The organism is Corynebacterium sp. HMSC077D03, from assembly GCF_001808545.1.
Classification (GTDB): domain Bacteria; phylum Actinomycetota; class Actinomycetes; order Mycobacteriales; family Mycobacteriaceae; genus Corynebacterium; species Corynebacterium simulans.
On the sequence record NZ_KV793686.1, the window covers coordinates 222,688 to 242,608 of the forward strand.

18 protein-coding genes are annotated in these 19,921 nt (G+C 57.7%); 8 read left to right on the top strand and 10 right to left on the bottom strand.

The genetic code is table 11. The annotated features are described in order from the left end of the window. Positions 1–474: 474 nt before the first annotated feature. Positions 475–2,019: a chromosomal replication initiator protein DnaA gene (gene dnaA / locus HMPREF2888_RS04920; RefSeq protein WP_070518409.1), complete on the bottom strand. Its 1,545-nt coding sequence runs from the start codon at positions 2,017–2,019 to the stop codon at positions 475–477. A gap of 618 nt (positions 2,020–2,637) precedes the next feature. Between dnaA and rpmH the strand changes: the two genes are divergently transcribed. The 8 genes from rpmH to HMPREF2888_RS04955 are packed head-to-tail and all read left to right on the top strand — an operon-like array spanning position 2,638 to position 7,479. Continuing rightward, a complete protein-coding gene (gene rpmH / locus HMPREF2888_RS04925) occupies positions 2,638–2,781 on the top strand; it encodes a 50S ribosomal protein L34 (protein ID WP_005530694.1) in 144 nt (47 codons plus the stop codon). Between the two features lie 2 nt (positions 2,782–2,783). Next, a complete protein-coding gene (gene rnpA, locus HMPREF2888_RS04930; RefSeq protein ID WP_062042802.1) occupies positions 2,784–3,143 on the top strand; it encodes a ribonuclease P protein component in 360 nt (119 codons plus the stop codon). Further along, positions 3,131–3,406 (top strand): membrane protein insertion efficiency factor YidD, encoded by a 276-nt coding sequence (gene yidD / locus HMPREF2888_RS12460; RefSeq protein ID WP_235591096.1) that lies wholly within the window; start codon positions 3,131–3,133, stop codon positions 3,404–3,406. The genes rnpA and yidD overlap by 13 nt, the downstream gene beginning before the upstream one ends. Before the next feature lie 9 nt (positions 3,407–3,415). Beyond that, positions 3,416–4,402, top strand: coding sequence for a membrane protein insertase YidC (gene yidC, locus HMPREF2888_RS04935; RefSeq protein ID WP_082778673.1), 987 nt, complete (start codon positions 3,416–3,418; stop codon positions 4,400–4,402). Between the two features lie 15 nt (positions 4,403–4,417). Beyond that, entirely contained in the window at positions 4,418–5,026 is a 609-nt protein-coding gene (gene rsmG, locus HMPREF2888_RS04940) for a 16S rRNA (guanine(527)-N(7))-methyltransferase RsmG (protein ID WP_061925517.1), read from the top strand. A gap of 10 nt (positions 5,027–5,036) precedes the next feature. Then, complete coding sequence (locus HMPREF2888_RS04945) at positions 5,037–5,885, top strand: ParA family protein (RefSeq protein WP_070518411.1); 849 nt, start codon at positions 5,037–5,039, stop codon at positions 5,883–5,885. A gap of 8 nt (positions 5,886–5,893) precedes the next feature. After that, positions 5,894–6,904, top strand: a complete 1,011-nt coding sequence (locus HMPREF2888_RS04950; RefSeq protein ID WP_061925510.1) for a ParB/RepB/Spo0J family partition protein — start codon at positions 5,894–5,896, stop codon at positions 6,902–6,904. Continuing rightward, the gene (locus HMPREF2888_RS04955) at positions 6,904–7,479 is read left to right on the top strand and encodes a hypothetical protein (protein ID WP_061925507.1); all 576 of its coding nucleotides are present in this window, start codon (positions 6,904–6,906) and stop codon (positions 7,477–7,479) included. The genes HMPREF2888_RS04950 and HMPREF2888_RS04955 overlap by 1 nt, the downstream gene beginning before the upstream one ends. On the opposite strand, the gene HMPREF2888_RS04960 is transcribed toward HMPREF2888_RS04955, so the two are convergent. The 9 genes from HMPREF2888_RS04960 to HMPREF2888_RS05000 all read right to left on the bottom strand — a co-directional run bounded on the left by HMPREF2888_RS04960 (position 7,476) and on the right by HMPREF2888_RS05000 (position 19,917). After that, positions 7,476–8,657, bottom strand: coding sequence for an N-acetylmuramoyl-L-alanine amidase (locus HMPREF2888_RS04960; RefSeq protein WP_070518412.1), 1,182 nt, complete (start codon positions 8,655–8,657; stop codon positions 7,476–7,478). The genes HMPREF2888_RS04955 and HMPREF2888_RS04960 overlap by 4 nt on opposite strands. Positions 8,658–8,719: 62 nt before the next feature. Beyond that, positions 8,720–9,049: a thioredoxin gene (gene trxA / locus HMPREF2888_RS04965; RefSeq protein WP_062036519.1), complete on the bottom strand. Its 330-nt coding sequence runs from the start codon at positions 9,047–9,049 to the stop codon at positions 8,720–8,722. 5 nt (positions 9,050–9,054) lie between these two features. Beyond that, positions 9,055–9,981, bottom strand: a complete 927-nt coding sequence (gene trxB, locus HMPREF2888_RS04970; protein WP_061925499.1) for a thioredoxin-disulfide reductase — start codon at positions 9,979–9,981, stop codon at positions 9,055–9,057. 142 nt (positions 9,982–10,123) lie between these two features. After that, positions 10,124–10,663 carry a sigma-70 family RNA polymerase sigma factor gene (locus tag HMPREF2888_RS04975; RefSeq protein ID WP_062036523.1) on the bottom strand — a complete coding sequence of 180 codons (540 nt, stop codon included), beginning with the start codon at positions 10,661–10,663 and terminating at the stop codon, positions 10,124–10,126. Between the two features lie 81 nt (positions 10,664–10,744). Continuing rightward, on the bottom strand, positions 10,745–13,228 hold the full coding sequence (gene pepN, locus HMPREF2888_RS04980; protein ID WP_070518414.1) for an aminopeptidase N: 2,484 nt from the start codon (positions 13,226–13,228) through the stop codon (positions 10,745–10,747). Between the two features lie 228 nt (positions 13,229–13,456). After that, positions 13,457–13,984 (bottom strand): YceI family protein, encoded by a 528-nt coding sequence (locus HMPREF2888_RS04985; protein WP_070518416.1) that lies wholly within the window; start codon positions 13,982–13,984, stop codon positions 13,457–13,459. A gap of 157 nt (positions 13,985–14,141) precedes the next feature. Then, positions 14,142–17,318, bottom strand: coding sequence for a murein biosynthesis integral membrane protein MurJ (gene murJ / locus HMPREF2888_RS04990; protein ID WP_070518417.1), 3,177 nt, complete (start codon positions 17,316–17,318; stop codon positions 14,142–14,144). An 8-nt stretch (positions 17,319–17,326) separates the two neighbouring features. Continuing rightward, on the bottom strand, positions 17,327–19,336 hold the full coding sequence (locus HMPREF2888_RS04995; RefSeq protein ID WP_070518419.1) for a DUF6049 family protein: 2,010 nt from the start codon (positions 19,334–19,336) through the stop codon (positions 17,327–17,329). After that, on the bottom strand, positions 19,333–19,917 hold the full coding sequence (locus HMPREF2888_RS05000) for an NUDIX hydrolase (protein ID WP_061925480.1): 585 nt from the start codon (positions 19,915–19,917) through the stop codon (positions 19,333–19,335). The genes HMPREF2888_RS04995 and HMPREF2888_RS05000 overlap by 4 nt, the downstream gene beginning before the upstream one ends. Between the last annotated feature and the right edge of the window lie 4 nt (positions 19,918–19,921).

Here is a 19,921-nt window from a genome sequence, read left to right on the forward strand (position 1 = left end):
ACCGCATAGGCGCCGTGCGACAGACTTTTGTAATTCACTCGCGGCCTGGCGCCTCGGGCCGAGGCGAGGGCGAGAATTACACACATCCCCTTTTTACTTAAGGGATCAGGAAAATTAGTTAGTAGTAGTAATAACCGTTGTGGGATCTGTGGATAACGTCCTAAACGACAAGGTGGTGGGCCCGATCCGCGCTGTGATCGTGGCTGTGGGATCAGTGTGATCAAATTACATAAATTGTGAGTAACTGGAGGGGTGCCGGTTTTATCCACAATCTATCCCCAGGATTGTGGAATTTGATCACAGCGTTGATCACAAGCTCCTGATCAGGGCGAATGCTTTGTGGAAAACAAAAATGTGTCGAAGATCTATGAATTACAACAATGAAATTACACAGATGTGAATAACGCTGTGGATAAAAATAACCCGCCACCTAAGTGCAGGTGGCGGGTTACATTTCTAGCTGCAGAAAGCGTTTTAAGAACGGCTGTGGTTTTTGATCCTTTGGGTCAGCGCCTGGATCTCATCGTAGGTATTGCGGTTTTCTGTCATTTCCTTACGGATCTTGCGGTCGGCATAAATGACAGTCGTATGATCCTTGCCTCCGAACTGATCACCAATCTTCGGCAAAGAAAGCTCAGTCAGCTCGCGGCAGAGATACATAGCCAACTGGCGGGCATGAGCGACGGCGCGCTTCTTGCCCGCACCGCGCAGGGTCTCAACGTCGATGTCGAAGAACTCTGCTGTTACTTCTATGATCGCGGTTGCCGTAATTTCACGTCCCGCTGCATCGGGCGCGAGATCGTGCAATGCGATCTCCGCCATCTCCAAGCTGATCGGCTCGTTAACCAAAGAGGAATAAGCGGAAACGCGAATCAGCGCGCCTTCAAGCTCGCGAATAGAAGACTCGAAGCGCGAAGCGATGAGCTCGAGAACAGATCGATCTACTTCGGTGCCGTCCGCAGCTGCCTTCTTCATCAAGATAGCTATGCGGGTCTCAAGGTCTGGCGGCTGAATATCCGTGATCAAACCACCTTCGAAGCGAGTGCGCAGGCGATCCTCCAGGGTGGTCAGCTGCTTCGGCGGACGGTCAGAAGATAAGATGATCTGCTTATTGGCTTGATGCAGCGCATTAAAGGTATGGAAGAACTCCTCCTGAGTCGATTCCTTACCCTCCAAGAACTGAATGTCATCAACCATCAAGATGTCCAGATTGCGATAACGCCGCTTGAAGGACTCCTGCCGGTCATCGCGCAAAGAATTGATGTAGTCGTTAGTAAATTCCTCGGATGAAACGTACTTCACGCGCAGCCCCGGATGCAGAACCTGCGCGTAATTGCCTGCGGCGTGCAACAGGTGGGTTTTGCCCAGACCGGAGCCGCCCCAAATAAACAGCGGATTATAAGCACGCGCTGGATTTTCCGCTACGGCCACTGCCGCGCCGTTGGCAAAGCGGTTGGAGGAACCGATAACGAAGTTTTCAAACGTGTGCTTTGGGTTCAGCGACTCTTCCCTATTGGGATCGTGCGCCGGCTGCTCACGCGGAATGCGGGCATCTGCATTGTGCTGCGGCTGGTACTGCTGCTGTTGCTGGTTGTAGTGATCGGCCAGTTCATCCAAGCTCGCCGGGGCATGGCTGGTCTGCCAAGCCTGCTGTGGCGGCTGGTACTGCTGCGGTGAAGGCGCCTGCGGTGCTTGAGCCGGGGCGTCGTTAAGCGGCGCTTCTTCCTCCACCGGATTGGCCAGAGTTACAGCAAGCGTGCACGGCCTGCCCAGGTGCCGGGTAAGGGCACGCGAGATGTGTGGGCCGAGATCGGTTTCGATGACTGCCTTGGCCTTTTCATTGTGTGCTGCCAGCAGTGCGTAGCCATCCATCATCATGATGGGTCGCGCGAGCTGCAGATACAGTCGCTGCGTGTGGTTGAAGTTGGGTACCTCTGAGTTGGGTTTCTCAGATTGGGCGAGCAGATCTTCTACTACTGCTCGCCAGTTGGCGTTAAGTACCGCTTGTTGATCAGTCAACGCGCCTACCTTGTGCGGCCTTCCCAGAAGAAGGCCATAGTTCGGACGGAGAAAAATTTACAGTGAATTTCACGGACGTATCCACATCGAAAATTGCGGCACGACCTTGATCTCCACAGAGTTATCCACAGATGTGGAACAAATGTTTATCCACAGCCTAGTCGATGGCTGTGGATAACTATCAATCGGGTACTTTAGGCTATTTACCTGCTGGAATACAAAAAGTCTAAAGCTGAGATTTAGAGTTATTCACACCTTGTGGACGGCTGTGGAATTCGATTCTTTAGTTTTACCGTCGAGTTAGCGGGGCTGTCTAACGCTTTTCGGCACATGCATGGCGTGAACTTAAAATGCAAGCCGCCACATGTGCTCTGACCCCGCAAAGTAGCCTTTTAGCTGCAGATAAAAACATCTTTGTAATTTTGGGTACACCCGGGTGTCGATTTGTTCAAGGCTGCATTCGTCACGTAATCTGTCATGGTCTATCGCAACAGAAGACGTTGCGCGTGAGTGCGAACCCACTCCCAAGGGTTGCTAACTACTCACATATCCATTCATCAGTGGAGCTGGGGGGAATGACTTTCCCTGGGCTCCGCGCACAACTTCAAGGAGATAATCGTGGCAAAGGGTAAGCGTACCTTCCAGCCCAACAACCGTCGTCGCGCTCGTAAGCACGGCTTCCGCACCCGCATGAGCACCCGTGCAGGTCGCGCTATCGTCGCAGCTCGTCGTAAGAAGGGCCGCGCAAAGCTGTCGGCATAATCGTGCTTCCAGCCCAGCATAAGCTCACCTCGCCAGCGGAATTCCGCAGGACGATCAAGGGTGGCAAGCGGGCCGGTACACGTACGGTTGTTGTGCACTTTCGTAACAACACCAGCCAAGACACCAAATTCGATATTGCGGCCGCCGGCCCAAGGTTCGGATTGGTTGTTTCAAAAGCCGTCGGGAATGCAGTGGTTCGCCACCGCACCTCCCGGCGGCTTCGGCATGTGTGCAGGTCCCTCTTTCCGGATCTCCCACCGACCGCAGATCTGGTTATCCGTGCGCTTCCCGCAAGCGCCACAGCGAGCAGTGAGCAATTAGAAAAAGACATCCGCAAGGCTCTGCGTAAATGCGGTATGTAAATTCTTCCGGTGCCGAAATCCCGGAAGCTAAGGGTGTGGCAAAACCGATGGTAAAAGCGGTGCGCTTCTACCAAAAGTATTTCTCACCCCTTAAGATGGTTTCTACCTGTCGTTTTGAACCGACTTGCAGTGCCTACGCCCTCGAAGCACTCTCCGTTCATGGAGCTTTCAAAGGCGCCGGCATGGCCATCGCTAGGGTTTGCAAATGCGGCCCTTGGCATCCGGGCGGGTTTGATCCCGTACCCGGCACGAACAACAACTGAGGACTATCCTTGCTTAATATCATTTATTGGCCGATCTCGGCCGTCTTGTGGTTCTGGCACTGGCTTTTGAGCTTCGTGATGGATCCTTCTTTGGGTATCACGTGGATTCTCTCGATTGTCCTGCTGACGTGGACGCTCAAGGCCATCATGGTCAAGCCGACCATCACCCAGCTGCGCTCATCCCGCAAGATGCAGGAGATCCAGCCGCAAATCCAGGAGCTGCGTACCAAGTACGCGAATGACCAAACCAAGGCTGCGCAAGAGATGCAGCGCATCTACAAGGAATCTGGCGTTCGCCCGATGGCAGGCTGCCTGCCGATTTTCGCTCAGATCCCAATGTTCATTGGTCTGTTCCATGTTCTGCGCGCCTTCGACCGCACCATTCAGACTGTGGGTGGCTTCGGTCACCCAGCTGATGAGCCAATGTCGGTGGAGGCTAACGCGAACACTGCGAACTACATCTTCAAGCCGGAATTGGTGCAGCAGTTCCTGGACGCCAAGATCTTTGGCGTTCCGCTGATTACCAACTTGCGCGTGAACTCGCCGATTCTGGATCAGCAGGGCATCACGACGTCGCAGGCAGCGGTCATCATCGTTCCGTTGATTGCCATCATTGCGGTTTTGACCCACTTCAATGCCCGTATGTCGCTCAACCGCCAGGAGGCACGCCGTGCTTCCGGTAAGACTCCGACCCCGCAGGGCCAGAACGCTGAGATGATGCAGCAGCAGATGGCAATCATGAACAAGATGATGCTGTGGGTCATGCCAGGCATGCTGGTCTTCTCCGGTGCTATTTGGCCTATTGGCTTGCTGTTCTACATGTTGGCTAACACCGTCTGGACCTTCTTCCAGACTCGCATCGTGTACAAGAAGATGGACGAGGAAGAGGAGCGAGAGGCAGCTGCCAAGGCAGAACTCAAGCGCACTTCCGCACCGAAACCAGGTGTGCGCAAGAAGGACAACCGCACCAAGAAACAGCGCAAAAACAACAAATAAAAACAGGAGTTTCTAGTGTCCGATTTGGACCCGTCTGAAGTATTTGGCTCCCGCCTGCCACTCGCGCAGGCTTACCACGATTCGCTCGCTACAGACGGGTCCATTCGTGGTTTTATAGGCCCGCGCGAAGTCCCGCGCCTGTGGGAGCGCCATCTTCTCAACTGTGCCGTGATCGGCGATGTCATGCCGGAAGGCGCCCGTGTAATCGACGTCGGCAGTGGCGCAGGCCTCCCAGGCATCCCGCTGGCCATTGCGCGCCCAGATCTTGATATCACCCTGATCGAGCCGCTCCTCAAGCGCTCTAATTACCTGTCTGAGGTCAAGGAGCTGCTGGGCCTAGATAACGTCACCGTCATCCGCGGCCGCGCCGAAGAAGGCCCCGTGAAAAAGGCCGTGAAGGGTGCAGACATCGTGACCTCTCGCGCCGTCGCGCCTTTGGGCAAGCTTGCCAAGTGGTCGCTGCCATTGGTCAAGGTGGGCGGCGAGATGATCGCTTTGAAGGGCGAGTCCGTGCATGAGGAGCTGGAGCGCGACGCAGCTGAGCTAAAGCGTGCTGGCGCAGGTAAAGCCGAGGTCACCACCATCAAGGGCACGACTATCATCCGTGTCCCCCGCGTGAACTAAAGTAGACGGCATGACTAATCCACGTCTTATCACCATCGCGAACCAGAAAGGCGGCGTCGGCAAGACCACGTCGGCTGTCAATCTAGCCGCGGCGCTCGCTGAGGCCGGCAAAAAAGTGTTGGTGATCGACCTGGACCCGCAGGGCAATGCCTCAACTGCGGTGGGCGCTGCCCATACCTCGGGCACTGATTCGAGCTACGAGGTCTTGCTGGGAGACCGCACTGCGGAGCAAGCAATGCAGCCGTCTCCTTCTAGCGCCAATCTCTTCTGTATTCCCGCCACCATTGATCTGGCTGGCGCGGAGATCGAAATGGTCTCGCTGGTACGCCGTGAGTTCCGCCTTTATGACGCACTCCATAACGGCTTCCTTGAAGAGCACGGCTTCGAGTACGTCTTCATTGATTGCCCGCCTTCGCTGGGCCTTTTGACCATCAATGCCATGACCTGTGCCGAAGAGGTCATCATTCCTATCCAGTGCGAGTACTACGCACTGGAGGGCGTGGGTCAGCTGCTTGGCAACATCTCCATGATTCGTGAGCACCTCAACGAGGAACTACATATTTCCGCCGTTTTGCTCACCATGCATGACGCCCGCACCAAATTGGCAGAGCAAGTTGCCCATGAAGTGCGCGAACAATTCGGCGCCGTAGTTCTTGGTAATGTAATTCCGCGTTCGGTGCGCGTGTCTGAGGCGCCGGGTTACGGCAAGACTGTTATCTCCTATGATCCTTCTTCCACCGGTGCTAGGGCTTATTCGGCGGCGGCCCGCGAGCTCGATTCGCGCGGTGACTACCGCCCGCACCCCACCACTGGCGCCATCGGCGTTAGCCCAGAGATTTTCGCTGAATTGGAAGGATAAGTTTTAGCATGACGGAACAAAAGCAAGGTGGCCTCGGCAAGGGTCTTGCAGCACTTATCCCTTCTGGCCCCGATGCCCCATCCCGCAAGCCGCGCCTTGGTAACGATGCAGCAGATATCATCCTTGGCGCTGCTACCGGCGGTCCAACTGGTGATAAGCCCCGCGTGAAGGGCGCGCCAACCATTCCACAGGGCGCTAATAAGAAGCGTCAGGCAAAGCCTTCCGTGATCGGCGCTACCTACCGCGAGATCGCGGTCGGTGACATCATTCCTAACCCAAAGCAGCCGCGTACCGTCTTCGACGAAGAAGGCCTCGCAGAACTCGTTCATTCCATCAAGGAGTTCGGTCTGCTCCAGCCGGTCGTCGTGCGCCCGGCAGATGAGGGCGGCTTTGAGCTCATCATGGGTGAGCGTCGTTGGCGTGCTTCCTCCAAGGCGGGACTTGCCACCATTCCGGCCATCGTCCGCGATACCAAGGATGACAACCTCCTGCGCGATGCCTTGCTGGAAAACATTCACCGCGTGCAGCTTAATCCATTGGAAGAGGCACACGCCTACCAGCAGTTGCTGGAGGAATTCGGCGTCACCCAGAACGAGCTGGCTGATCGCCTCGGCCGTTCCCGCCCGCAGGTGACCAACATGATTCGCCTGCTCAAGCTCCCGGTGAACGTGCAAAAGCGCGTCGCTGCTGGCACCTTATCCGGCGGCCATGCGCGTGCCCTGCTGGGCCTGCCCGATGCTGAGGCCATGGAGCTCATCGCCAACCGCATTATCGCAGAAGGCCTGTCCGTCCGTGCCACCGAGGAAGCGGTTACGCTGTACAAGAGGGGCGATAAGCCACAGGAGAAGAAGCCTGCTGCCCCGCAGCCACAGTACTTCACCGATTCCGCAGAGCGCCTGTCTGACCGCTTCGACACCAAGGTCACCGTCACCATGGGCAAGCGCAAGGGCAAGATGGTCGTCGAATTTGGCGATCAGGAAGATTTCGAGCGCATCCTTGGTCTCATCGAGGGCAAGTAATGCTCGTCGAGTCAGTCAAGGAAGGGGTGGAAATCAACCCCTTGGCGGCTCGTTCCATCTTTTGGGAGCTTGATACTGAGGTAACTGATCCCGCCTTCGAGAAAGAGGCGTGGATTTCCGCTGTGCTCCTAAGCGCCGGCGACTGTGGCCTAACGGTGGGCAACGAGGCTACGGTCTTCTTCTGCCCCGCTGATTATGCGCCTGGGGCGTCCAAGCTGCCTACCGCACCCGTGAGCCAGGACGCAGCTTTGCTGTCCTCATTGTTTGTGAAATCCCATCGCGCGGCACGTGGCTTGGAAGCGGTGCTTCTCGACGCCGCGATTATGAACCTTTCCTCGCGTGAGTTCAGCGCGGTAGAAGCTTTTGGCTACCGCGACGCAAAAGAGGCAGAGTTCCTATTACGCGAAAAACCCGCCTTCATCGGGCTTCTGTCAGTAGAAACCTTAGAATCGGCGGGTTTTATGGTGGTCCAAGACCACCCCGTTACTCCACGGCTGCGCCTGGATCTCCCACCAGCCTTCGACCTGCTCTCGGCCGCTGCGGTAGAAGATCTGCTAGCAAAAGCTTTGGCTTAAGCCTCCTCGGCGCGCAGCAACTCCGAGAACTTATAGGTGCCGGTGACAGCATCGTCATCATCGAGCAGGTAGAGGCGCTTTACAGAAACCACGATTGCTTCTGCAATATCATCGCGCTTGGCTGGCGTAGTAAGCACTTCTACGTCACCAGGGTTGGTGAGATAGCCCAAGACAACCTGGACAACTGGCATCTGCGTCAGGCGCAAAAGATCCCAGGTGCGGCCGTGGTTCCAGCAGTTTTGCAGTGGCGTGCGAGCCACGATCTCGCGCTGGATGAAACCAGAAAGAGTTTCACCAATGAGCGAGGAGCTGCCGATCTCTGAACCAAAGTAGAAGGTGGCAATGCCATTGGCCTTCTCGTTTGGATAGCGGTCACAAGCCAAAGAAATAACCAGATCGGCGTCGAAGGCGTTTGCCAGATCCGCACGGTCCTTGACAGAAGGATTATCGGTACGTGGACGCGAGATGATGGTTTCCATGCCCGCTGCAATCATGCGTCCGGCCACGCGCTCTGCCAAGTCCCACAGAAGCTCTTCTTCGGTGACGTCACCAAAGCGGCCCTTGACCTTGATGCCCTTCTCGGCACCGCCTAAGGCAGGGTCGATGACGACGCGCTTGCCTGCAAGCTGTGGGCCGGCGTTGCGGACACGCTCGCGCTCTTGGATGTTGTGTGCGGAACCGCCGGTGATGCGGCGGCCCAGCAGATTAAGAGCGTTGATCGTGGTCGGACCACACACACCGTCTTTCTGGAGACCGCTGTTGAGCTGGTATTCCATGAGTGCGGCGTGAGTATCGGGACCGAAGTGGCCATCTACTCGGTTCTGGTAGAAACCGAGTTCTTGAAGTTGCTGCTGAAGTTGTGCGACATCGTCGCCAACTAAAACGTTGCCCGGCTCGTACGTGAGTACGCGCGCGCCCAAGCTATAAGAAGCCTGGCGCAGCTCACGAAGGGTAAGGTCATCGATTACGCCGGTGGGCACAATGCCGCGGGACTGCTGAAAGGCCTTGATGACCTCAGAGAGTTCGGCGTCGAATACTTTTTCCGTCTCGGAATACTTTTGTTGCTTCCAATCGGACAGTGCGCCCCGGTAATCCTTCATGAGGCCGAGACGGGCGAGGGTTGCACGTGCTTCGGCGACGCGGACACTTTGGTCACCGACCTGCAAAACGCGATTCACACCTACCCCTTTTCTCGTGTTAAAACTGTGCGCCCTGTGACGCATGTGAATAAGGCTACCAGTTAGAGCTGCTTTTGAATTTGTGCCACGATGTCCGGCTTGGAACGCAGGCCGACAAATTCGTCGACCTTCTCGCCGTTGCGGAAAATCAGCACAGAAGGAATCGACATGATCTGGAACATGCCGCCCAGAGTGCGCTCCTCGTCGACATTAACCTTTACGACGGAAACATCCTCGCCCAACTCGCTGGCGACCTCATCCAAAATTGGGGAAAGCTTCTTGCATGGACCACACCATTCAGCCCAGAAGTCCACGACGACAGGCTTGGATGCCGAAGCCTCAACGACGTCAGTACGGAAGGTATCCGTGGTTACGCTTTTTACGTTGCTCATGATTATTAAACGCTTTCTGCGAGGAAGTGTTCCGCATCGATTGCTGCGCGGCAGCCGGAGCCTGCCGCGGTAATAGCCTGCTGGTAATGGTCATCAACCAAGTCGCCGCAGGCGAAGACGCCCGGCAGGTTGGTCTTGGTGGAAGGCTGCTCAACGACGACGTAGCCGCCCTCGTTGAGCTCAACCTGGCCTTCCAGGAAGGCGGAGCGTGGATCGTGGCCGATGGCAACGAACATCGCGGTGACGTCCAGTGTGGAGACCTCACCGGTGATGGCGTCCTTGATCTCCAGGCCGGCAACCTTGCCCTCACCCTCGAGAACGCGCTCTACGGTCTTGTTGGTAGCCCACTTGATCTGTGGATTGGCCTTTGCACGCTCCAGCATGATCTTGGAAGCTCGGAAGTTCTCGGAGCGGTGAATGATGGTTACGGTCTCTGCGAACTTGGTGAGGAAGGTTGCCTCTTCCATTGCAGAGTCACCACCGCCAACGACGGCGATGTTGTGGCCCTTGAAGAAGAAGCCGTCACAGGTAGCGCAGGCAGAAACGCCGCGGCCAGCCAGCTCGGCCTCACCCGGGATGCCCAGGTAACGCGGTGCTGCGCCGGTGGCAAGAATGACGGTTCGAGCTTCGAAGACCTCGTCTCCAACGTGCAGCTTCTTGATATCCCCTGCCAGCTCGACAGAGTCAACAACTTCCATGCGCAGGTCCGCGCCGAAGCGGATGGCCTGGGAACGCATTTCTTCCATGAGCTCTGGGCCCATGATGCCCTTCTGGAAGCCTGGGTAGTTCTCCACCTCGGTGGTGTTCATGAGTTCGCCGCCGTACTCGAAGCCTTCGAAGACGATCGGCTTCAGTTCAGCGCGTGCGGCGTAAAGCGCCGCGGTGTAACCGGCAGGGCCGGAGCCTACGATGGCGACATCGTGGACGGTCATTAAAAACTCCCTTGCAATGTTTTGCTGGATCAACCCCACAAATCCTACCTGTGCCATGGTTAAATTCGGGTATCAGAAACGGGGTTGATGCTTAAACGTGACCTGTCCTGCAACGCTAAATATCGCAAGCTTATTTCCTTATTTAGGCCATGGCCTTGCGTAATACGCTTCGTGCGCGGGCTCTACGGGATTTGATAGTACCTGGCGCTACTCCCTGTGCTGCGGCGACTTCGGCGATGCCATAGCCTTCAATGTCGGTCCAATACAGGGCGTCGCGTTGGTCTTGGCGCAGCAGCTCTAGGGCTTCGCGGACTGCCAGTTTGTCATCCAAGAACTCGTTCGGGTTATGCGCAAGCAGGTGGTTGCGGTCATCATCGATGAAGTCCACATCGAGAGAAGAATTTTGCTGGTTGGAGCGATGCTTAACGTAGTCATAACCACAATTCATGACCAGCCGATGCAGCCACGTAGAAAGCGCTGACTTGCGCCGGTACTTGTGCAGATTGCAGCTGGCGCGAAGCAGGGCTTCCTGGACGACGTCCTGCGCATCGGTGTCGTTGTGCGTATAACGGCGCGCCACAGTTGTAAGGCGGGCGCGGTGCCTTTCTACTATGACGGAAAAGGCTTTGTTATCCCCCTCGATGAAAGCCTCAACCAATTCATGATCACTGCGTTCAGACATGTAGATTCCCCCCGGATCAACAAGTATGTGAACCTGTTTTAACCGAGGGGAATCTAGTCGCGCTAGCGAACTGTGTCTTTCCTATTGACCACTTTTGACCCGCAGCGTGCGGCGTAGGTGATCCTGGCATTCGAGTAGCACGCGGCGCAGGGCACGTGGGCGCTCAATGCGCAGGAACTCGTCCGTCGCGCCGTCTGCCATAGGCAGCTCTGGGTAGAGCCCACGGACGAGACGGTTGGCGATTTCGATCGGATGCTCCTGCCAGATCTTGTCCAAGACCGTGAAGAACTCTTCGGCGAAAGGCTCGGTGAGCTGCTTCGAACGTGGCGCGTTGAAAGCGGCCAGCAGGGAATCGACCTCGGCATTCGAGTAAGCGCCAGGTTGCAGGACCATATCAAAGACCTCGCGCTTGTGCCCTGGGAAGGAACGGGATACGCCGAGGTACGCCGCTGCACCGGTCAGCGTGTTATCGCGCTGCTTTTCTGCTTCCAGCTCCTCCTTCGTCACTGCCTCACGGGCTGCGAGTGCACGCAGCGCGGCCCAGCGAATATCGGGATCCGTGGCGTCGTCAAGCACTGCACGCAGGCGCTCGTTGGTGTCCTCCGGGCTGTCACCGAGCGCCGCGATGGCCGCGCGCGTGAGCAGCAGGTGGGTATCGGTACCTTTCTCTGCGTCCTGCAGCAGCTGCCAAATGTGGTTGGCAAAGTCGGGTGATTCCGGCAGATAATGGCTAACGGCATACTGCGCATTGTTCAGGGCCGTGGCCAGCAGTGACGGCGACTCCCCTACTGCGTGCCGCAGTACGGTATCGACGTAGTTTTGAGCCGGCCATTCGCCATCGCGCGTGAGGTTCCACAGGGAGGTCCAGATGACGGCGCAGGAAAGCTCATCCTCAATCGCAGAGAGCTTGTCTTGGATGGTGGCAAGTGAGGTTTCGTCGAAGCGCACCTTGGCATAGGTGTGGTCGCCATCGTTAAGCAGTAGCAATGCGGGCGCTGCCAGGCCAGAGGCGGCATCGACAATCGTGCGCGGGCCGGCGACATCGACGTCGAGGACCCCGTACTTGTTGAGATCGGCGTCGAAAAGCGCGGCGTTGAGGCGGTGCGGGCGTGTCTCATCCTCGGCCTCGGCGAGCACGGCCAACTCCGTGATTTTTTCTCCTTCTACGTGCAGCTGCGGGGTCAGGGTATCTGGACCCCAGGTCTTGAGCCATGCTGCAGACCACGCGTCGAGATCGCGCTCGGTGTGGTTTTTCAGCGCATCCAGGAGATCAGCGAAGGTCGCAGCGCCGAAAGCATGGGCCTGGAAGTAGTCCTGCGCGCCCGCATAGAAGTTCTCACGGCCGACGTAGTGCACCAATTGCTTGAGTACGGAAGCGCCCTTGGCATAGGTGATGCCGTCGAAGTTCTGGCGCGCGGCATCCACGTCTGGGATATCGGCCTTGATGGGGTGCGTGGTGGGCAGCTGATCCTGCAGGTAAGCCCAGTTCTTGCGCTGGCCTGCGAAGTTCGCCCACGCCTCGGTGTACTCGGTGGCCTCGACGGAGGAATCCGCGCCCATGAATTCCGCGAATGACTCTTTGAGCCAGAGATCATCCCACCACTTCGGTGTCACGAGATCGCCGAACCACATGTGCGACATCTCGTGCAGGATCGTGTTGGTGCGACCCGCTTGCTGGGCACGGGTGGCCTGGGAGCGGAAGAGGTAGGTCTCGGTGAAGGTCACCAGGCCCGGGTTCTCCATCGCACCCAGGTTGTACTCCGGCACAAAGATGGAATCGTACTTGCCCCACGGATACGGGAACTTGTACGCCTGGTGGAAGAAATCCATGCCTTGTGCAGTGATTTCTAGGATCTCATCGTCGAGGTACTGTTCCATCGACGCACGTGCGAAGGCGCGCAGCTGCGCGCTTAGGGTGCCATCCGGCGCGTTCCAGGTGCGCTGCTTGGACACGTAGGGCCCAGCGGCAAAAGAGGTCAGGTAGGTAGAAAGCAGCGGAGTGGATGCGAAGGTGACGCTCACGGAAGCGCCGGACTCGCTGCGGTTTTCCTCCGGCTGGTTCGAAAGCAGCTGCCAGCCTGTTGGGCCGCTCAACGTTACCGTGAAATTCGCCTTGAGATCCGGCTGATCGAAGCATGGGAAGATGCGGCGGGCGTCGGAAGGCTCAAGGTGCGAGTAAAGGTAGGTATTCCCATCGGCCTGATCCTGCATGCGGTGCAGGCCCTGTCCGGTGCGCGAATAGCGTGAGGAGCCCGCGATCTCCACGTTGATCTCCTCGCCTACCGGAAGATCGCGCAGGTAGATGCGCCCACCATCAAAGGTATTTTCCACCTCCGTGCCGTTTAGCCGCACGGAATGGACCTTTTCGCCTAAGTAGTCCACGAAGGTCTCAGGTGCGTTAGTAGTAAAGGTGATGCGGGAAGTTACCTCAAATGTCTCCGCCGAGGTAGGCGCGCTGTTGACATCAAGGTGCAAGTGATAAGCGGAAATCTGCAGCGCCGCACTGCGGGCCTGTGCTTCAGCCTGTGTGAGGTTCGCGGTTTTGCGGGAAGTCGTGTTAGCCATGTCGCTTATTTTAGGGATTGCTGTGCCCCGCGATGCCGTTTTTTATCTGCTTGGTCTGATTGTTTCGGCTTGGCGGGTGCAAGGACCTTGTGGGGGAACTTTGTGGGAGAACCTTGCGGGAGAGCATTGTGGGCGCATGACTAAACCCCAACATCGACCGCACTTTGGGCGCGTTATCGGTGATGGGGCTTATGGCTGCTAGTCGGGCCAAATTTGGCCGCAAATTTCTTACTGCTTGATGGCGGAGATCTCGAGCTCGATCTTGATTTCCTCGGAGACCAGCACGCCGCCGGTCTTTAGCGGTGCGTTGAAGTCGATGCCGAAGTCGGTGCGGTTGATCTTGGTGGTTGCCTCGAAGCCGAAGCGGGTGTTGCCGAATGGATCCTCTGCCAGGCCCTCTGCCTCGACGTTCAGGGTGACCGGCTTGGTGGTGCCCTTGATGGTGAGGTCACCGGTAACGGTGCCGTTGCCAGTTTCGTCAACGTCAAAGGAGGTAGCGCTAAAGGTCAGCTCTGGGTACTGCTCGGCGCTGAAGAAGTCATCGCCCTTAACGTGTGCGTCGCGGTCCTCGTTGCCCGTGTTGATCGAAGCGGCCTTGATGGTGGCCTCCGCCTTGGAATCGGCGATGTTCTCAGCGACGGTGATGGTGCCCTCAAACTCGTCGAACTTGCCGCGGGTCTTGGTGACCATTGCGTGGCGAGCTACGAAGCCGATGGTGGAGTGTGCTGGGTCGATTGCGTAAGTGCCTGCGAACATGGTGTTCTCCTAAAAAGTTTCGCTTTTGTTGATGTGACAACATTGATTCTAGTTGTCGTCTTGAAATAGTCAACGGTTTAAGTAAAACTACTATTTTCAAAGACAAACGCCACCATGCCTAAGCAGGCATGATGGCGCTATTGAATCGTGAATAAAATTATGGCAATCCAACGACTTGCATCTCTGAGACGGCCGTCTTGCCGTCAAACATGATGAGCACGCCGTCGAAGCCCTCCTGGACCTTCTCTAATTCGATGTCCTGCTTGGAAGAGCTCAGCTTACCTTCGGCCAGCTCGGTGCCCTCCGGGTCCTGCGGATCGAAGTCGGCCATGTCGACGCCATAAATCGTGAACTTGTTTCCCGTGGCGCCGTACTGGCTCAGCTGCAGCACGTGCAACTGCGTTTTCTTCTCAAGGGTGACCAGCGCGCCTTCCTCCACGTTGACGCGGTCAGCTGTCTTGCCATCAATGAGCGCCTTCTGCGGCTTATTATCCGGAACCGTGAAGGCTTCCTTTTCCTTCAGCAACACGGGCGGCGTATTCGGGAAGCTCGTTACCGAAGTCGAAGGCTTCGACACTGGCGAGTCATCGCCCACCAGGGACATGATCCACGCCGTCAGCGCCGCCATCAACACCACGAAGACCGTGGCAAAGACGCCCAGCACAATCGCGCCCGATCCCGAGTAGCCGCGGCCGCCGAAGCCTGGGATGGCCTCTGGTTGTTCAACCTTTTCTTCCGGAACGTCGAGCTTGTGGACCTCAGGTGCTTCGCCCTCGCCTTCGAGCTCCGCGTCCTCCTTGGCGAACTCCTCAAGCTTCTGCGCGCGCTCGGCCAGTCCGTCTTCGGAATCGGCAATTTCTTGCAGCTCGCTGGAACCCGCGGCCTCGGTCAACAACGTGATCGTGGAGTTGATTCCATCGAGGTCGGTTTCTTCTGTGTTGCGCTCCAGCACAGCGGGGAAAGCCAGCTTTGCGACGCCGTCGGTACCGATCTGCACGCGGCTGCGGTTATCCAGACCCAACACCAAGCCGTTTTCGTGGGCCGTAGCGATATCAGCAACCAGCGGAGCCAGAGCACGTGCGACGGCCTTTGGATCCAGGTTGTGGTCTTCTGCAACCGTCTTCAACGGCGTGCCCTCAATCCAGTCAGCCACTACGAGGCAGCCCTGACGATAGGACAGGATCTTGATGTTTGATGCAATCGCTGAAAGATGAAGCTCGCTGAGCTTGCGGGTATTGCGGGAGATCTCAGCCGAGCGGCGGGCAGCTACCGCCGGGGTGGCCGGTGCCAGCGGAGCCTCACCAGTGGTGTCCACGAAAGTCAGAGAGACGAGCCTGCCAGAGGACTGTTCGCGGGCCTTCCAGAAGCGGGCACCGGGGACGGAGCCGTAGTCTTTCAACAAGCGGAAGCGGCCATCAGAGACCGGAGCGCCCGGCACCAGGCTCGGGCCGCGGACAATGCCAGCAGACATCGGTGGCGGAACCGGCGAGGAGTTGAATGCGTCTGCCGTGTAGACCGGCTGAATCTCTCGCACCTCCGGTTCTTCGATCTCGATGGCTTCGGCGTGCTCGATCTTGATGATCTTCGACATGCCCGGAATGCGCTGCAGCTGGCGGCCCAAGTTGATGACTTCTGGCAAGCCGGAACGCGAAAGCACGATGCCGGCCACGACCACGAATACAACGCCCAGAAACGCTACTTCGAGCAAGTAGACGATGGAAGGAATGCTGTCCGGCAAGACGCGGTTGAAGCACCAGTGGAGGGCGGTTGCTGCGAGCAAGCCAATGCCACCAGCCAGGGTGGACCAGATGACGGTGGTGCGCAGTTCGCGGCCGCCCAGGCTGCCCAGCTTGCGCTTAAGCAGGAAGCCGCCGATAACCGCACCGGAGAGGAAGCCGAAGCCGTTCGCGGTACCCAGCAGGATGACCACGCGGTCGGTGGAGTCAGCGACCATCGGAGCAAGCAGGGTCAGCGCAATCTTGGTGGCCGTAATGCCGGCGATGATGAAGGTCGGCGTCCAGGTTTCCTCCCGGGCGTAGAAGACGCGCAGGTGCAACAGCACGAGCGCATAAGGAATGAGCGTGAACGCGGAGAAGCTAATAGTCAGGCCGAGCTGCTCTGCGCTCGATGCGCCATAAGCGCCGTATTGGAACAGCGCGCGGGCGATTGGAATACCGAAGCCGGTCATGAAGATGACGATCGGAATAAGAGCGATAAGCGTCAGCTTCGAACCCAGCGTGAGATCGCGCACCACGGCTTCGACATCGCCGTTCGCTGCGTTGCGCGAAAGCCGCGGCATGATGGCGGTCAGCAGCGTGACGCCGATGACGCCATAAGGCACCTGCAGCATTAGCCATGCGTTCTGATAGACCAACATCGCGCCGTGGTCGGCGTAGGAAGCCACCTGGGAAGTGACAATGTAGCCGGCCTGGGAAATGGCAACGTAGACAATAATCGCCAACGCCATTCCGCCGAACTGCTTGATGCGATGATCGATTCCCCACTTCGGGCGCAGATCGATCTTGGCCTTAACCAGATAGGGAACCAAGATGAGGCACTGGACTACCACGCCCAACGTGGTGCCCAAGCCAAGCAAGATGACGTGCTTATCTGTCACGGGGGAAGCTGCCGTCGGATCCAGCTCGCCCGGCAGCAAGCGGTACATCAACAGCACCGTAATGGAAATGACGTTGTTGATAACCGGCGCCCAAGCGCCCGGCCCGAATACATTCTTCGTATTCAGGATCGCCTGGAAGAGCGCGAATAGACCATAGAAGAGGATCTGTGGAAGCAACAGATACGCCATCGACGTGGCCTGGAAGGCATTAACTTTACTGTCTTCCGGGACCATCAATCTGGTAATCAGTGGCGCGAAAACGATCGACAAAATCGTCACCACCGCAAGTAGCGACATCGCCAGGGTAAACAGCCTTCTCACGAAGGTTCTGCCGTTATCCGAGTCTTCCTTTTCGGCTCGAACCAAAACTGGAACCACCAAAGAAGTCAGCACGGCGCCCAGGACAATCTCAGTAATGAGGTTAGGGATCTGGTTTGCCGTACCGAAGGCAGTTCCGACTACTTCACCGAGGGTTGCGCCAATGAGCATCTGACGCAGGAAGCCAGTGATGCGCGAAAATAGCGTGGCAATCGCCATGGTGCCTGTCGCGCGAACAATCGAGCTATTGGAGTCTGCCTCCTGCTCGTGGTGAGAGCCACGCAGCGTCGACTTGTCTTCTTCCGGAACGACCTGGACGGGTTCGATCCGTTTCTCCGGCACAGGTGCCGGTGGCGTCGGCGTCACGATGCGACGGCGGGAGCCATATTCATTAGTCATAAAAGGAACTAACTATCTCTTTTTCGAACTTTTCTTTTTCTACGGCCCAGCCGAAAGAGCAGGGTCAAAATGAGAGCAAGAGCGGCAATGGCGCCGACTCCGTACACGCTTACGATACCGGCACGAGTCTGAACAGCGATATTTATCGGCTCGGAGATGGTCTGCTGGTTAGGCGTGGCCAACCACAAGCTGATGTCTGTTCGGTCGACGTCCGGCATATCTGCGGTCATGGTTACCGTAATGGAACCCTTTGCTGGGATGCGCACGCGCGACGGAGTGTTGAGCGAGGCGTCGTCGGACTCATAGATAAGCGAGGCGTCGACAGGCAGCGGCAGTCCATTTTCCGCCACGATGAGCAGCGGCGATGAATCCGAGACGCGGGTATAGACGTTGCCCGGTGGGATCAGCGACACCGAAGAACGCAGAGTGCGCAGCATCTCAGATTGCTTGGACAGGCGGTAATCAAAGTCCCGGGACAGCGCCAACAGCAGGTCGCGGCGCAGCGGCAGCGTAAACTCATAGCGCGTCATCGCAATCGCCGGGTCGTTGACCATGATGTTGGTCAGCTCATCCGTATAACGCGCCTGCTGCTCCACGCGCACGATATCCGTGTCGCTGTAGGCATTTTCATCCTCATAAGGCGAGCCCGACGGGCGTTCAGTCTCCTCCAACGGCAGCTGCGTCACTGGGCGCGGCTGCACCTTGTCATGCTCGATGAGCCGCGCCGCGGTCTCGAGCACCTTCTGGCCTTTTTCCGGGCTCAGGTTATTGGGCAGCTTGGCCACCACATCTTCTTCACTTGCCGCAATGCTTAGCGATGCCGCGCTGCTCAGCGCCTCAGCCAGCGCAGAGTTCTCTGCCTCATCGTGGCGCAGATACGGGTTGCCGTAGCCCGCCTTCGGATCCAGAAGCGCTCCCAGCGAGGCGTTGAAAGTTGCAGCTTTACCAGACCAGCCGGTGTTATCGGCCACCAGAGCCGGGCGTGAAAACTCCTGGGTGACATACCCGGCGTCGGGAAGCAGCAGCGTCGACGTCGGCTTGCCCAGCAGATCATCGAAGTGGCGGTCGATCGCCTCATTAGTCAAGAACTGATTATTAATGTGGGCTACCGCATTGATATCGGTGTTGCCCCACGGCAGCGCCATCGTGCAATCGATCTGCTTGAGGCGCTCAATCCACGCCTTCGCATCCGCGGAACCGCTGCCCTTCTCGCCGCGCTCTTCGGATTTATCCCTAAACCAAGAGTCGCGCAGGCGCTTCGGGCGCTCCGCAATAGAAGGACGCGTGGAATTGACCGTATAACCATCGGCCATGCGGTTCACCGTATCCACCAGCGCAGGATCCAAAGCCACGCAGCCCGCACCCTTTAAATCATGATCCAGGTAGGAGTCCAGCAACTTATCCAGCCGCCCGCCCTCACGCAGCTCCCCGGCCAGATGATCATCGCTCAAGATGAGGGACTCTCCCCCGGTCTCACCAGGCACGATGTTTATGTCCGCGGTGATCGGGTAGATCAGCGTCAGGGCGTGACGATTTTCCACCGGCGCATTGAAATCAAAGATCATGCGCTCCTCGGCAAAGCTATTGGCTTGCCCATCCTGGGTACCCGTCAGCGTGAAAAGCAGCGGGTAATTGCCCGGCTCCGTCATTGCGAGCGTGGGCTCCTGCCCCAAAGAAAGCGGCGCTTTGATCGTCACTTCCTTGGTATCCCCTGGGCCAATGCTGCCTGCGCTTGTCGACGCCCCGTAGTACGGGTAGGTGCCCGCCGCCAGCTCTTCCTGGGCCTGCGCAGTGGTCGAAATGGCATCGCTGCGCCGACTCGTTATCTGCAGATCCTCGATCTCTTCTTCCGTCGGATTATGGATCCGGAAGGTCGCGGACATGACTCCGTCTTCGGTTGACTCGGTGAGCATGTCGAAGTCGAGCGTGCCCGACGACGTGGTCTGCGTGGTCTGCGCCTGCGCAGGAATCGGGGCAGCCAATGCTCCCGCGAGGATCAGTGCTGCCAGCCGCTTCACCGTGGGGTCGCCTTTCCTGCGGCGGCTTCCTTTCGGGCCAGATCCGGCAGCAGATCGTGCGCGATGCGCGCCAGCTTGCGTTCATCGGCATAAGCCAGGTGCTCGATGAGCTCCGAGACCGGGATCCAGGAGACCTCGGTGACTTCTGGGTCCTCGTCGTTCAAGACGCCGTCGACAAAGCGCAGCAGGTGGTGATGCACCGTCTTGTGGATGCGCACGCCCTCAGAGACGAACCAGTAATCAATCATTCCAAGATCCGCGAAGACCTTGCCGTGAATACCCGTTTCTTCCCAGACCTCACGCTCAGCGGTGACGTTTTTGTCCTCGCCGTTTTCCACGTGCCCCTTCGGCATGGACCACAGCAGGCGGCCGCGGCGGTCGAGGCGCCCGATGAGCGCCACATAGATACGGGACAGATCTACCTGGTCCCCATCGACGGCTTCGGCGAGTCCGGACACGACAAGTCCGCCTGCGGAAGTCTCGTCACGCGTGGTCATGTGCGTGGCGGAGCTGCGCTGGGGGCGTCTTTCCGGACGGCGGCGGCGACGCCGTCTGCCCGAGCCTTGTTCGTGCTTAGTCATCCTG

Excerpts from the sequence above, each read along its gene's own strand:
- HMPREF2888_RS04975 (WP_062036523.1), bottom strand. The coding sequence starts at position 10,663 with ATGTCTGAACGCAGTGATCATGAATTGGTTGAGGCTTTCATCGAGGGG.
- trxB (WP_061925499.1), bottom strand. The coding sequence starts at position 9,981 with ATGACCGTCCACGATGTCGCCATCGTAGGCTCCGGCCCTGCCGGTTAC.
- pepN (WP_070518414.1), bottom strand. The coding sequence starts at position 13,228 with ATGGCTAACACGACTTCCCGCAAAACCGCGAACCTCACACAGGCTGAA.
- murJ (WP_070518417.1), bottom strand. The coding sequence starts at position 17,318 with ATGACTAATGAATATGGCTCCCGCCGTCGCATCGTGACGCCGACGCCA.
- yidD (WP_235591096.1), top strand. The coding sequence starts at position 3,131 with ATGCGGTATGTAAATTCTTCCGGTGCCGAAATCCCGGAAGCTAAGGGT.
- HMPREF2888_RS04985 (WP_070518416.1), bottom strand. The coding sequence starts at position 13,984 with ATGTTCGCAGGCACTTACGCAATCGACCCAGCACACTCCACCATCGGC.
- HMPREF2888_RS04955 (WP_061925507.1), top strand. The coding sequence starts at position 6,904 with ATGCTCGTCGAGTCAGTCAAGGAAGGGGTGGAAATCAACCCCTTGGCG.
- trxA (WP_062036519.1), bottom strand. The coding sequence starts at position 9,049 with ATGAGCAACGTAAAAAGCGTAACCACGGATACCTTCCGTACTGACGTC.
- HMPREF2888_RS04950 (WP_061925510.1), top strand. The coding sequence starts at position 5,894 with ATGACGGAACAAAAGCAAGGTGGCCTCGGCAAGGGTCTTGCAGCACTT.
- HMPREF2888_RS04945 (WP_070518411.1), top strand. The coding sequence starts at position 5,037 with ATGACTAATCCACGTCTTATCACCATCGCGAACCAGAAAGGCGGCGTC.
- HMPREF2888_RS05000 (WP_061925480.1), bottom strand. The coding sequence starts at position 19,917 with ATGACTAAGCACGAACAAGGCTCGGGCAGACGGCGTCGCCGCCGCCGT.